10 protein-coding genes are annotated in these 13,436 nt (G+C 59.5%); 6 read left to right on the top strand and 4 right to left on the bottom strand.

Features of this window, described 5'->3' with window-relative positions; translation table 11 throughout:
• Positions 1-2: 2 nt before the first annotated feature.
• Entirely contained in the window at positions 3-1,490 is a 1,488-nt protein-coding gene (hisS, locus tag ACR0DH_RS09200) for a histidine--tRNA ligase (RefSeq protein WP_480548744.1), read from the bottom strand.
• 125 nt (positions 1,491-1,615) lie between these two features.
• On the opposite strand from hisS, the gene ACR0DH_RS09205 reads away from it, so the two are divergent.
• Together ACR0DH_RS09205 and ACR0DH_RS09210 are read left to right on the top strand one after the other, a co-directional pair.
• Complete coding sequence (locus ACR0DH_RS09205) at positions 1,616-1,810, top strand: SlyX family protein (protein WP_480548742.1); 195 nt, start codon at positions 1,616-1,618, stop codon at positions 1,808-1,810.
• Positions 1,811-1,887: 77 nt separating this feature from the next.
• The gene (locus tag ACR0DH_RS09210) at positions 1,888-2,646 is read left to right on the top strand and encodes an SDR family NAD(P)-dependent oxidoreductase (protein ID WP_480548740.1); all 759 of its coding nucleotides are present in this window, start codon (positions 1,888-1,890) and stop codon (positions 2,644-2,646) included.
• A 16-nt stretch (positions 2,647-2,662) separates the two neighbouring features.
• On the opposite strand, the gene ACR0DH_RS09215 is transcribed toward ACR0DH_RS09210, so the two are convergent.
• The 3 genes from ACR0DH_RS09215 to dnaE all read right to left on the bottom strand — a co-directional run bounded on the left by ACR0DH_RS09215 (position 2,663) and on the right by dnaE (position 6,836).
• Complete coding sequence (locus tag ACR0DH_RS09215) at positions 2,663-3,031, bottom strand: hypothetical protein (protein ID WP_480544250.1); 369 nt, start codon at positions 3,029-3,031, stop codon at positions 2,663-2,665.
• Between the two features lie 5 nt (positions 3,032-3,036).
• Positions 3,037-3,252 (bottom strand): YMGG-like glycine zipper-containing protein, encoded by a 216-nt coding sequence (locus ACR0DH_RS09220; protein WP_480548738.1) that lies wholly within the window; start codon positions 3,250-3,252, stop codon positions 3,037-3,039.
• Positions 3,253-3,335: 83 nt separating this feature from the next.
• Positions 3,336-6,836, bottom strand: coding sequence for a DNA polymerase III subunit alpha (dnaE, locus tag ACR0DH_RS09225; RefSeq protein WP_480548736.1), 3,501 nt, complete (start codon positions 6,834-6,836; stop codon positions 3,336-3,338).
• Positions 6,837-7,179: 343 nt separating this feature from the next.
• On the opposite strand from dnaE, the gene xdhA reads away from it, so the two are divergent.
• The 4 genes from xdhA to ACR0DH_RS09245 are packed head-to-tail and all read left to right on the top strand — an operon-like array spanning position 7,180 to position 13,389.
• Positions 7,180-8,541, top strand: a complete 1,362-nt coding sequence (gene xdhA / locus ACR0DH_RS09230; protein WP_480548734.1) for a xanthine dehydrogenase small subunit — start codon at positions 7,180-7,182, stop codon at positions 8,539-8,541.
• A complete protein-coding gene (xdhB, locus tag ACR0DH_RS09235) occupies positions 8,538-10,940 on the top strand; it encodes a xanthine dehydrogenase molybdopterin binding subunit (RefSeq protein WP_480548732.1) in 2,403 nt (800 codons plus the stop codon). The genes xdhA and xdhB overlap by 4 nt, the downstream gene beginning before the upstream one ends.
• On the top strand, positions 10,940-11,875 hold the full coding sequence (xdhC, locus tag ACR0DH_RS09240; RefSeq protein ID WP_480548730.1) for a xanthine dehydrogenase accessory protein XdhC: 936 nt from the start codon (positions 10,940-10,942) through the stop codon (positions 11,873-11,875). Before xdhB ends, xdhC begins: the two co-directional genes overlap by 1 nt.
• Positions 11,872-13,389: an ABC transporter ATP-binding protein gene (locus ACR0DH_RS09245; RefSeq protein ID WP_480548728.1), complete on the top strand. Its 1,518-nt coding sequence runs from the start codon at positions 11,872-11,874 to the stop codon at positions 13,387-13,389. Before xdhC ends, ACR0DH_RS09245 begins: the two co-directional genes overlap by 4 nt.
• Positions 13,390-13,436 lie beyond the last annotated feature (47 nt).

Consider the following 13,436-nt stretch of genomic DNA (forward strand, 5'->3'; position numbering starts at 1 on the left):
GGTCAGTCCTGACTGTCCAAAATTTCACGCACCTTGGCGACCAGATCAGTACGCGGCACTTCGAACTGGCTGGGCCTTTCTTTCCATTCCTCAAGCGTGGCGCTTTCGGCGATCTTGGCCCCGAGGATCAGGTCCTTGATCTGGACGATCCCATTGGCCTTTTCGTCGCCACCTTCGATCACTGCAATCGGAGAGTTCCGCTTGTCCGCATACTTTAGCTGATTGCCGAAGTTCTTGGGGTTGCCCAGGTAGACTTCGGCCCGGATACCCGCGTTGCGCAGCTCGGCAACCATCGCCTGATAGTCGGCCATGCGGTCACGATCCATGACGGTTACGACCACGGGACCGGTGGCCTGCGCACTTATCCGACCCTTCTCACGCAGAGCGGCCAGCAGACGGTCGACGCCGATAGAGATACCGGTCGCAGGCACTTCCTGTCCGGTGAACCGCTTGACCAGGTCGTCATAGCGCCCGCCGCCTGCAACTGACCCGAATTGGCGCTTTCGACCTTTCTCGTCGAAAATCTCGAAGGTCAGTTCAGCTTCGTAGACCGGACCTGTGTAATAGCCGAGACCGCGTACGACCGAAGGATCGATCACGATGCGATCACGTCCGTAGCCACCTGCATCCAGCAGCGCACCAATCTGTTCCAGTTCGGCAATACCGTCTGCACCGATCTTGCTGTCGCCTACAGCGGCGCGCAAGTTGGCCAGCGTACCGGATGTATCTTCAGCTTTGGACGTCAGGAAGGCAATGACCGGCTCAGCCTGATCTTCGCTGAGACCTACACCATCAATAAACGCACCAGAGGCATCCAGTCGCCCTTTGGTCAGCAGCTCGCGGACGCCCGCCTCCCCCACCTTGTCGAACTTGTCGATGGTGCGCAGCACGTTGTCGCGGGCGGCCACGTCTTCGCCAAGACCCATCGCCTCAAGCACACCGTTCATAACCTTGCGATTGTTCACGCGCACCAGATAGTCGCCGCGCGGGATGCCGACCTCTTCTAACGTATCCGACAGCATCGCACAGATCTCGGCATCTGCCGCCATCGAGGCCGTGCCAACCGTATCCGCGTCGCACTGATAAAACTGACGATAGCGCCCCGGTCCCGGCTTTTCATTGCGCCAAACTGGACCCATCGCATAGCGGCGATAAGGCGTCGGCAGGTCGTTACGGTGCTGCGCATAGACGCGGGCCAAAGGCGCGGTCAGGTCGTAGCGCAACGCCATCCAATCTCCGTTGCCGCCCTCGTCAAACTCCTGCCACGCGAAGACGCCTTCGTTCGGACGGTCCACGTCGGGCAGGAACTTGCCCAGCGCCTCAACGGTTTCAACCGCGCTGCTCTCCAACGCGTCAAACCCGTAACGATGGTACACGCCCGCAATCGTCCGCAGCATCTCGGTGCGCTGCGTGACTTCCTCGCCGAAATAGTCACGGAACCCTTTCGGCGTTACGGCCTTGGGGCGGGGCTGTTTCTTGGGCTTGGCCATTTGGGGCGTCCTTGGGGCATAGTGTTCCGCGCGCGGTCTATCTCATGGCCCGCATCGGGGCAAGGCGGGGTTTCGCTGGCATTGGGTCTTGCGGAGGGCTATGACCAACCAAGAAGGAGACCACAATGCAGCATCTGGAAGAACAGATCGCCCATCTGTCGCGCACGGTTGAGGAGTTGAACACGGTTGTCACCCGGCAGCAAAGCGAGATCGAACGCCTGACCCGCCGGGTTGAGATGCTGTTACAGCGCGAGGCGGAACGAGCACAGGAAGGCTCGGGTGGGGTCGTGTTCGGAGATGAGCGGCCCCCGCATTATTGACGCTTGATTGAGCGTCAAACAGTGCGCTTGCCCACATCCCAATGAACCCGCCGCGCTTCACTGACAGGAGAGACCCCATGGCACAGAAACTCGCGTTGGTAACGGGTGCCGCGCGCGGCATCGGTCTGGCAACCACCAAACTGTTTCTGGCGGACGGTTGGTATGTCGCGATGATTGATCGGGACGCAGAAACATTAGCTCTGGCAGCAAGCGATCTTGAGGGCGCAATGCCCATTGTCGCCGATGTCTCGGACCCCGATCAGGTCGACGATATGATACAAACCGTCATGGCAGAATTCGGTCGATTAGACGCCGTGGTGAACAATGCCGGGGTTGCGGATTTCGGATCGATCGAACAACACGGCTTCGAGATGTGGCGCCGGGTTATGGAAACAAATCTGGACGGGGTCTTTTTGGTGTCTCAGGCCGCGATACCCGCACTGAAAGAAAGTCGCGGCGCAATTGTCAACATCGCGTCAATCTCGGGCCTGCGCGCAAGCACTCTGCGCGTTGCTTACGGAACGTCAAAGGCCGGTGTCATCCATCTGACCAAACAGCAAGCCGCTGAATTGGGCGAATATGGCATTCGCGCCAACTGCGTCTGTCCCGGTCCGGTCCGCACCAAGCTTGCCATGGCCGTTCACACGCCCGAAATCATCGCTGCCTATCATGACGCCATACCACTGAACCGCTACGGCTCGGAAGACGAGATCGCGCACGTGATCTTTTTCCTATGCTCAGACAGAGCCAGCTATGTGACAGGTCAAGTGATTGCATCAGATGGTGGCTTCGACAGTACAGGCGTCGGCTTGCCTGCCTTACGAGCGACCGACTGAACGGCCGGCCCCAAGTTTACAACCCCAACGTCGTTTTTACCGCATTGTCGACCACACCGCCGAGCAAAGCATCCTTATCCTCGGCACATCCTTCTCTCAAAGCAGCAATGAACGTCTCTCGCAGCTGGGCTTTGTCCTCATCCGAACCGGCGTGATCATTGATATCGATCTGACGGTTATAGATCGACAGAGCTGTCATCTTTTCGACGATCCCATAGATAATCGTCTCATCGCCATCCGCCTCTTCCACCACAGTGGCGCAGGTGTGATACATCAGAGGCAGCGCATCCTGCACCATCTGTTCCGCGGCTTCGTCGGCAAGGGTCATAGACGGCAAAGACAAGCAAAAGCTGGCCAACACGTACTTTGATAGGTTCAAACGCATAGCTCTCATTTCCAGTTATGCCCGATGAAGGCCCCGGCCACGCCACCAATCGCCGCGCCCTTGCCATCACCCAGCAACGCGCCAACGCCCGCGCCGATCAAGGCGCCTTCGATGGTGTTCTTTTTCTTCTTCTTATCATCCGCCACTGCCGTCGAAGCCAGCGCCAGCGACGCCACAACTGCCAGTGCAAGTGATCGAATCATCAGGCCTGAAACCGCCATGAGGATGCCCTCCTGTATAACTTCAAAATCAATCTGCAATTCAGCCTAGCGGGGCGGGTCTTCTCTGGCAACAAAAGCCGAGGTCAGAATTCCTCGACTGACATCACGCCTTCCAGGGATTTGATCGCGCCTTTGATCTGTGGATTGATCGGGAAAACCTGCCCCAGGTCCATTTCAACTTCGCCCGGCAGGCCGGGATCCAGAAGGCACAGTTGAATTGGCCCCTTCGTGGCCCCTTTGGCTGCGCTTGCTGCATCCTCAAGCACTTTGGCAACAGTGGGCAACACCTGAGGCTGATCCACGAAGATACGCAACCCGGTTGCACCAGCATCGGCCACGACAGAGTCGACTGGCCCAACAGACCTGCCCAGCAGCTTCAACTGATCGGCCTCCATTGTCGCTTCGGCTGTCAGCACCACTTGCGCCCCGGTTTCCAGAAACTCGCGGCATTTTTCCAGCGTGTCGGAGAAAAGCGTGATCTCATAGGCCCCGGTCGGGTCAGACAATTGAGCAAAAGCAAAGCGATTGCCGCGCGCAGATTTCCGTTCCTGCCGCCCGGCAACAACACCCGCCATTTTGGCGATCAACGGCCCCGAGCGCGCTTTTTCCATCACCTCATCCAAGGTTAGTACCTGCTTGCGTTTCAATGCTGGCATGTAGTCATCCAGCGGATGGCCCGAGAGGTAGAAGCCAATCGCCTTGAATTCTTCACTCAAGCGTTCCGCAGGCAACCAATCGGGCGTGGGTGACAAGCGCGGTTCGGGCAGATCATCTCCCGCCTCACCAAACAGCGAAACCTGGTTCGAGTTCTTCTGTTCGTGGATCGCCGCAGAATACTGCACCAACGGATCCAGGCTTTCGAACACGCGGCGGCGGTTTTTATCAAGCTCATCGAAGGCCCCGGCGCGCGCCAGCATTTCAAGCGGGCGTTTGCCAACCCGTTTCAAATCGACCCGGCGGGCAAAATCAAACAGGTTCACGAACGGTTTCTCGCCCCGTCCTTCGACCACCAGGTTCATCGCCTCCACGCCCACGTTTTTTAGCGCGCCCAGCGCATAAACCAGATGCCCATCCACAACATCGAAGGTCGCCTGAGACCGGTTCACGCAGGGCGGCACATAAGGCAGTTCCAACCCCTTGCGGACCTCTTCGAAATAGACGGCCAGTTTATCGGTCAGATGGATATCGCAGTTCATGACACCGGCCATGAACTCAACCGGATGGTTCGCCTTCAGCCAGCCAGTCTGATAGCTGACCACCGCATAGGCGGCGGCGTGGGATTTGTTGAAGCCATAGTTGGCAAACTTGTCCAGCAGATTCCATACCTCGGTCGCCTTGGCCTCATCCACGTCATTCTCGGCTGCACCTTTAAGGAATTTGGGCCGCTCGGCATCCATCGCTTCTTGGATTTTCTTACCCATCGCGCGCCGCAACAAGTCCGCGCCGCCAAGGCTGTAGCCCGCCATTTCCTGCGCGATCTGCATCACCTGTTCCTGGTAGACGATGATGCCTTGGGTTTCGTCCAGGATATGATCAATCGACGGGTGCAGCGTGTCCCGTTCACTGAGTTTGTTCTTGACCTCACAGAACTTGGGGATGTTCTCCATCGGGCCAGGGCGATACAGCGCGACAAGGGCGATGATGTCCTCGATACAGTCCGGTTTCATCCGCTTCAGCGCGTCCATCATGCCCGAGGATTCCACCTGGAACACCGCCACCGTCTTGGCTGCGGAGTAGAGCTTGTACGTCGCCTCATCATCCAGCGGGATCGCGTTGATCTGATTCACGGCTCCTTCCGCCGGCTCGTACAATTCCGTGCCATCCGGCGCGATGTGCAAATCCCGCCCGGATTTGAAGATCAAATCCATCGCGTTCTGGATCACGGTCAGCGTTTTCAAACCCAGAAAGTCAAACTTCACCAGCCCGGCCTGTTCCACCCATTTCATGTTGAATTGGGTGGCCGGCATATCCGAACGCGGATCCTGATAAAGCGGCACCAGCGCGTCCAAAGACCGATCTCCGATCACGACCCCCGCAGCGTGGGTCGAGGCGTTGCGCAAAAGCCCTTCGACCTGCTGGCCGTAATTCAGCAGGCGGTCCACGACCTCCTCGCTGCGCGCCTCTTCGCGCAGGCGGGGTTCGTCTTTCAGCGCCTTTTCGATCGAGACGGGTTTGACCCCTTCAACCGGGATCATCTTGGACAGGCGGTCCACCTGCCCGTAGGGCATCTGCAGCACCCGCCCGATATCGCGCACAGCGGCCTTGGACAGCAGCGCACCAAAAGTGATGATCTGCCCCACCTTGTCGCGGCCGTATTTCTGCTGCACATAGCGGATCACCTCTTCGCGCCGGTCCATGCAGAAATCGATATCAAAGTCCGGCATCGAGACCCGCTCGGGGTTCAAGAACCGCTCGAACAGCAGTGAATAGCGCAGCGGGTCAAGGTCGGTGATCGTCAGCGCGTAGGCCACCAGCGACCCCGCACCCGAGCCCCGCCCCGGCCCCACCGGAATGTCCTGGTCCTTCGCCCACTGGATGAAATCAGCAACGATCAAAAAGTAGCCCGGAAAACCCATGCCTTCGATGATGTCCAGCTCGAAATCCAGCCGTTTCTGATATTCCTCAGGCGTCACCGCATGGGGGATCACAGCCAGACGTTTCTGCAAGCCTTCGTTGGCGATACGACGCAGCTCGGCGACCTCGTCATCGGCAAATCTCGGCAGGATCGGATCGCGGCGATAGGCCATGAAGGCGCAGCGCTTTGCGATCTCGACCGTGTTCTCGATGGCCTCAGGCAGATCGGCGAACAGGGTCGTCATTTCTTGCTGCGACTTGAAATAATGCTGCGCTGTCAGGCGACGGCGGCCTTCCTGCTGATCAACATAGGCGCCTTCCGCGATACAGATCAGTGCGTCATGTGCCTCATACATGTCCGAGGTCGGGAAGTAGACATCGTTGGTGGCAACAAGTGGTAGGTTGTTGGCATAGGCCATTTCCACATGGCCACGTTCGGTCAGGCGTTCGGCCTCGGGCTGGCCATCCTCGCCGGGATGGCGCTGCAATTCGACATACAAGCGGTCCGGGAACATCCCCGCCAACCGGTCCACCAGCGCCTCGGCCGCAGGGCGCTGCCCCTGTTGCAGCAGCATACCCACCGGCCCTTCAGGGCCACCGGTCAAGCAGATCAGGCCGTCAGACCGCTCTGCCAACTCATCCAACGTCACCTGTGGCAACTGCCCGCCCTTGTCCACGTATAGACAAGAACTGAGCTTCATCAGGTTCTCATACCCCGCTTCGGACTGCGCCAGCAGCACCAGCGGTGCAGGCGCCTTGGGCTTTTCGCCTGGCTGCGCCTGAAGATAGGTCAGATCGACCTGACAGCCCATGATCGGCTGTATCCCGGCCCCGCTGGCCGAGACCGAGAACTCCAAAGCCGAGAACATGCTGTTTGTGTCGGTGACGGCGACCGCGGGCATCTCCATTTTCTCGCACAAAGCGGGCAGCTTTTTCAGCCGCACCGCCCCTTCCAGCAGAGAATATTCGGTGTGAACGCGGAGATGAATGAATCGAGGGGTACTGCTCATACCCACTACGCTATCGCAGCCAGCAGTCGCACAAAAGCGGGAACCGACGCTTTGGGATGCCTAAAAAATCAGCGCGGATTATTCGGCTTTTTCAGAAGGTGCTTCGGGGATGGCGACAAGTTAAGCGCAGAAAACGGTTTAATATCAACGGTCTGAACACTGCTGAGCACCGATGTTTTCACACTGTTCGGCTGCAATGGTACATTATATAGGCAGTTTTTCTTGCCAGATAAGCCACGCTGTTTCTAACATCACACGGCAAGCTACTCGCCCGCCACTCTTTCTACGTCGCATCGAAGGAGGGCCGAAAGGGCGCAACCGGGTAAGGCGACGGGTTTCTCGAATGAATATCACGTTTCTTCTGAACGGAGAGACAGTGGAATTGGCGGATGTCGATCCGACAGCCACCCTGCTGGACTGGCTGCGCGAAGATCGCGGCCTGACCGGCACCAAGGAAGGCTGCAACGAAGGCGACTGCGGCGCCTGCACCGTCATGCTGACGGATGCGGATGGCCACAGGGCGCTCAATTCCTGCATTCTGTTCCTGCCCCAGTTGCACGGCAAAGCGGTCCGCACCGTCGAAGGGGCCAGCGGCCCAAACGGCGAGACGCACCCGGTGCAAAAGGCCATGGTCGACCTGCATGGCTCGCAATGCGGTTTCTGTACGCCGGGCTTTGTGATGTCCATGGTCACAAGTCACGCCACCGGCGCCACGGACCACGACACGCAACTGGCCGGAAACCTCTGCCGCTGCACCGGCTATGCGCCAATTATCCGCGCAGCGAAGGCAGCCGAGGAGCAGCCTGTACCGGTCTGGGTCAAAGACAAACCCGTAGCTACGCCAGCCGCGTCGCCGATGCTGCCCGCATCGTCCGACGAACTGGCGGCTGTCTATGCCGAGAACCCTGATGCCACTCTGGTTGCAGGCGCTACCGATGTTGGCCTTTGGGTCACCAAGCAGTTGCGTGATCTGGATCCAGTGATCTTTCTCAATCGTTGTGACGACCTGAAGAGAATCTCCATCACCGAGAGCGAAATCCGTTTCGGAGCTATGGTCGACATGAACCGCATGGGCGAAGCGCTGGCGGACCTGCACCCCTCGTATGCCGAGATGATCCGGCGCTATGCCAGCGTTCAGGTGCGCCACGCGGCGACCGTCGGCGGCAATATCGCCAACGGCTCGCCCATCGGGGACAACCCGCCCGCCCTGATCGCCTTGGGCGCGACCCTGCATTTACGCAAGGGCAGCGAACGGCGCTCGATCCCGCTAGAGGATTTCTTCATCGACTACGGCAAGCAAGACCGCTCCGCTGGCGAGTTCGTCGAGGCCGTAAGCTTCCCGCGTCAGCCCGACAGGCTCAAGGCATACAAACTTAGCAAACGGTTCGATCAAGATATCTCGGCCGTGTGCGGCTGTTTCAATATCACCGTTACGGACGGCACCGTAACGCAGGCACGTATTGCCTTTGGTGGCATGGCAGGAACTCCGAAACGGGCAACCCATGTCGAGGCCGCACTGATCGGCAAACCCTGGTCGCGCGCGGTGATTGACGCCGCGCTGCCCAGCTTTGCGGACGATTATTCACCACTCACGGACATGCGCGCCTCGGCCACCTATCGTCTGGAGACCGCCAAAGCGATGCTGGAACGGTATTTCCTGGAAGATCAGGGCGAAGTGACCGACGTGCTGAAGGTGACGGCATGAGCGTGACCAAACCCCTCCCCCACGACGCGGCCCCTCTGCATGTGGCCGGTGTTGCACTCTATGTGGATGACATCCCAACACCCAAGGGCACGCTACATCTGGCGTTCGGACTCAGCCCAATTGCCAAAGGTACGATCAGCGCGATGGACCTGTCGGCGGTGAAAGCTGCTGATGGCGTGGTGCAGGTGATGACGGCCGAGGATCTGCCCTTCGCCAACGATGTCTCTCCCTCAATCCATGATGAACCGCTGCTGTCGGACGGTACGGTTCACTACATCGGTCAGCCCGTGTTTCTGGTTGTCGCCACCAGCCATCTCGTCGCCCGCAAGGCCGCGCGGTTGGGCAAGATCGACTATACCGAAGACACCCCGATCCTGACCATCGAAGACGCTCTGGCCGCCGACAGCCGCTTCGAAGATGGCCCCCGCATATACTCCAAGGGCGACGCTGACGCCGCGATCGCTAGCGCGCCCCATATAATCGAAGGAAGCTTCGAGCTTGGCGGGCAGGAGCATTTCTACCTCGAAGGTCAGGCGGCCCTGGCCGTGCCCAATGAAGGCGCGGATATGCTGGTCCACAGTTCCACCCAGCACCCGACCGAGATTCAGCACAAAGTAGCCGATGCGCTGGGCGTTCCCATGCACGCGGTCCGGGTCGAGACCCGCCGGATGGGCGGAGGGTTCGGCGGCAAGGAAAGTCAGGGCAACGCTTTGGCCGTGGCTTGTGCTATCGCCGCGCGCGCAACCGGCAAGGCTTGCAAGATGCGCTATGATCGTGATGACGACATGATCATCACCGGCAAACGCCACGCGTTCCGCATTTCCTACAAAGCCGGATTTGATGAGAACGGCCACATTCAGGGCGTCTCGTTCCTGCACCACGCGATTTGCGGTTGGGCGCAGGACCTGTCTCTGCCTGTCGCAGACCGTGCGATGCTGCATTCGGACAACGCCTATCTGCTGCCCAATGCACGGATCGAGAGCCACAGGCTGAAAACCAACACCCAATCCGCCACCGCCTATCGCGGGTTCGGTGGTCCTCAGGGCATGGTCGGAATCGAACGCGTCATGGATCACGCCGCGCATGAATTAGGCCTGGACCCGGTCGAACTGCGCCGTCGAAACTACTACGAACCCGCTCACAAGGTTGCTGAGGCTGCACCGGCGAAGAAACCCTTGGGGCACCCCGACCCGCATGAAGACCTGACCAGCCGGGGCGCAGTTGAGATGGGCGACGCGCCCGTGCGCCCTCTGCCTGCAGGCGGCAACACCACGCCCTACGGCATGGAGGTCAGCGATTTCGAACTGCATGGCATGACCGAAGCGCTGCTGAAATCCAGCAACTACGCTGCGCGTAGAGCCGCCGTCGAAAAGTGGAATGCCGAGAATAGCGTAGTCAAAAAGGGCATCGCCTTTTCCCCCGTCAAGTTCGGGATTTCCTTCACGCTCACCCACCTCAATCAAGCAGGTGCGTTGGTGCATGTGTATCAGGACGGCTCGGTTCATTTGAATCATGGCGGCACCGAGATGGGTCAGGGCCTGTTCCAGAAAGTCGCACAGGTCGCTGCGTCGCGCTTTGGCATTCCGCTGGAGATGGTCAAGATCACCGCAACCGACACGGCCAAAGTACCGAACACATCGGCCACCGCGGCGTCTTCGGGCAGTGACCTGAACGGCATGGCGGTCAAAGCGGCCTGCGACACGATCCGCGACCGCATGGCCGACTATCTGGCCGAGCGTCATCAGGCGGACCCGTCGACTGTCACTTTCTCGGACGGTCACGTCTCGGTCGGTGCGGAACGCTATACCTTCTCTGAGGCCGCCGCTTTGGCCTATCAGGGTCGCATCAGCCTGTCGGCAACCGGTTTCTACAAAACACCCAAGATCGAATGGGACCGGATCGCAGGCCGGGGCCGTCCGTTCTTTTACTTCGCCTATGGCGCATCCGTCACCGAGGTGGCCATCGACACCCTAACCGGCGAAAACCGCATTCTGCGCACCGATATCCTGCATGATGCAGGCGCGTCGCTGAACCCGGCGCTCGATATCGGACAGGTCGAAGGCGGCTATGTGCAAGGTGCCGGCTGGCTGACGACAGAGGAACTGGTCTGGGACAGCAAGGGCAATCTGCGCACGCATGCGCCCTCGACCTATAAAATCCCCGCGTGCTCGGACCGGCCCGATATCTTTAATGTCGCGCTTTGGGATGGCGAGAACCGCGAGGATACGATCTATCGCTCGAAAGCGGTGGGTGAGCCGCCCTTCATGCTGGGTATATCGGCATGGTTGGCCCTGTCAAATGCAGTGGCAGCCTGTGGCGACAGCTATCCGGCGCTGGATGCACCCGCCACGGCCGAGGAAGTCTGGCGCGGTGTCCAGCGCATGAAAGGAGGCATCTGATGGGCTTCGACCTGGAGGCTTTGAGGGAGGCGGTCAAAACCCACGGGAAAGTCACCCGCGTGGTCATCGCCGCGATCAAAGGGTCGTCCCCGCGCGAGGTTGGCGCTTCAATGTTGGTCTGGCCGGATGGCCAGAGCGGAACGATCGGCGGCGGCACGTTGGAGTTTCAGGCCGCAGAAGCTGCGCGGTCCCAATCCGTCCCTGCCCGCCTGACCCATCACGCGCTTGGCCCCGAATTGGGCCAATGCTGCGGCGGAGCAGTTTCACTGTTCAGCGAAGTCTTTGATCTAAAGGCACTTGAAGCTCTGGATGACACGGTCATAGCGCGATCCGCTTCGGAAAACGAAATGCCGCTATCCGTGAAACGGTTGTTGGCGACTGCGCGCGGTCAGGGGATTGCCCCCGAACCGCAGCTGATCGACGGCTGGATGGTTGAGCCGGTTCACAAGCCAACCCGAAAGTTGTGGATCTGGGGCGCGGGACATGTAGGCCGTGCGCTGGTCGATGTTCTGTCCCCCCTGCCCGACATCGCGATCACCTGGGTCGACACAGGACCCGAGCGCTTCCCGGGCTTGGTTCCAAATGGTGTCACCACAGTTCCAGCGGCCAAACCAGCCGAGCTGGTTCGCCATACACCGTCCAATGCCGAGCACCTTGTGCTTACATATTCACACAATCTGGATTTAGAGCTGTGCAACCGGCTGCTTTCGCATGATTTCCGCTTTGCGGGGCTGATCGGCTCGGCTACGAAATGGGCGCGATTCCGGTCGCGGCTGGCAGCTCTTGGGCACTCGCCTGAACAGATAAGCCGGATCACCTGTCCAATCGGCGATCCCGCTCTGGGCAAACACCCGCAAATGATCGCCGTTGGCGTCGCCGCGCAGCTTCTGCGTCCGGCCCAACAGACTGAGTTGAAAAAGGACCTGAGCGCGTGACCACTCCACTCTTAAGCCTGCAAGGGCTGACCAAAGCCTATCCCGGCGTCGTGGCCAATGATCAGGTGTCGTTCGACATCGGCGAAGGCGAAGTACATGCGCTGTTGGGCGAGAACGGCGCGGGGAAATCCACGCTGGTCAAGATGATCTATGGGCTGGTGAAGCCAGACAGCGGCACCATGATGCTACGCGGCCAGCCTTTCGCGCCAGCGGAACCCCGCGCGGCGCGGGCGGATGGGATTGCGATGGTGTTCCAGCACTTCTCGCTGTTCGATGCGCTGAACGTGGCTGAGAATATTGCGTTGGGTATGGAGAACCCGCCGCCGATGGGCGATCTGGCCTCGCGTATCCGCGAAGTGTCCGAGACTTATGGTTTGCCTTTGGACCCGTACCGCACGGTCGGTGATCTGTCCGCGGGAGAGCGTCAGCGGGTCGAGATCATCCGCTGCTTGCTGCAAGACCCCAAGCTGTTGATCATGGACGAACCAACCAGCGTTTTGACCCCGCAAGAGGTTGAAATCCTGTTTGAGACGCTGAACAAATTGCGGTCTGAGGGCACCTCGATCCTTTATATATCGCATAAGCTCGAAGAGATCCGCACGCTCTGCGACCATGCCACAATCCTGCGTTTGGGCAAGAATGTGGGGGAATGCGTGCCTGCCGGGACGTCGGCCCGTGACATGGCCGAGATGATGGTGGGATCAACGCTGCAAACTCCGGAACGGTCGGGCCGCGCCTTCGGTGAAGTTGCGTTGGATGTCAGCGGTCTGTCGGTGCCTTCCCCTTCGGAATTCGGAACTGCGCTGAAGAACGTTCATATGACCGTCCGCAAAGGCGAGGTTCTGGGGATCGGCGGCGTCGCTGGGAATGGGCAGGATGAATTGCTGGGCGTGTTGTCTGGTGAAATCCAAACCGCCGCTGATGCGATCAAGTTCAACGGCCAACCGATTGGTAAGCTCGGCCCCACCGCGCGCCGCAAGCTGGGCGTACTGACCGCGCCCGAGGAACGGCTGGGTCATGCCGCCGCACCCGATATGAGCCTGACGGAAAACGCCCTGCTTACTGGATCGGTAAGGGAGGGGCTGGAAAGCAACGGCTTTCTGAAATGGGCCGATACCAAAAGCTTTGCCGAGAAAATCATCAGCGCGTTCGATGTGCGCACGCCGGGGCCCGAAAACGCCGCGCGGTCGCTGTCAGGCGGAAACCTGCAGAAATTCGTGATCGGTCGTGAGGTCCTGCAGAACCCAGATGTTCTGGTGGTGAACCAACCGACATGGGGTGTGGATGCGGCGGCTGCGGCCTCGATCCGGCAAGCCATTTTGGACCTGGCGGCCAAAGGAACTGCGGTCATATGCATCAGCCAGGATTTGGATGAGCTGATGGAAATCTCGGACAGTTTCGCCGCACTGAATGAAGGCCGCCTGAGCGCCCCGCGCGAGACCACAGGCCTGACAGTCGATGAGATCGGCCTGATGATGGGCGGCGCGCATGGCATGGAGGTGGCCCATGTGTGATCAGAAATCCGCCTTCGGCAAAAGAGACAAAAAACAAACGAGAATGC

The organism is Ruegeria sp. I1, assembly GCF_056532675.1.

Bases quoted from the DNA above. Each gene is read 5' to 3' on its own strand.
- hisS (WP_480548744.1), bottom strand. From the start codon at position 1,490: ATGGCCAAGCCCAAGAAACAGCCCCGCCCCAAGGCCGTAACGCCGAAA.
- ACR0DH_RS09205 (WP_480548742.1), top strand. From the start codon at position 1,616: ATGCAGCATCTGGAAGAACAGATCGCCCATCTGTCGCGCACGGTTGAG.
- dnaE (WP_480548736.1), bottom strand. From the start codon at position 6,836: ATGAGCAGTACCCCTCGATTCATTCATCTCCGCGTTCACACCGAATAT.
- xdhB (WP_480548732.1), top strand. From the start codon at position 8,538: ATGAGCGTGACCAAACCCCTCCCCCACGACGCGGCCCCTCTGCATGTG.
- xdhA (WP_480548734.1), top strand. From the start codon at position 7,180: ATGAATATCACGTTTCTTCTGAACGGAGAGACAGTGGAATTGGCGGAT.
- ACR0DH_RS09215 (WP_480544250.1), bottom strand. From the start codon at position 3,031: ATGCGTTTGAACCTATCAAAGTACGTGTTGGCCAGCTTTTGCTTGTCT.
- ACR0DH_RS09220 (WP_480548738.1), bottom strand. From the start codon at position 3,252: ATGGCGGTTTCAGGCCTGATGATTCGATCACTTGCACTGGCAGTTGTG.
- xdhC (WP_480548730.1), top strand. From the start codon at position 10,940: ATGGGCTTCGACCTGGAGGCTTTGAGGGAGGCGGTCAAAACCCACGGG.
- ACR0DH_RS09210 (WP_480548740.1), top strand. From the start codon at position 1,888: ATGGCACAGAAACTCGCGTTGGTAACGGGTGCCGCGCGCGGCATCGGT.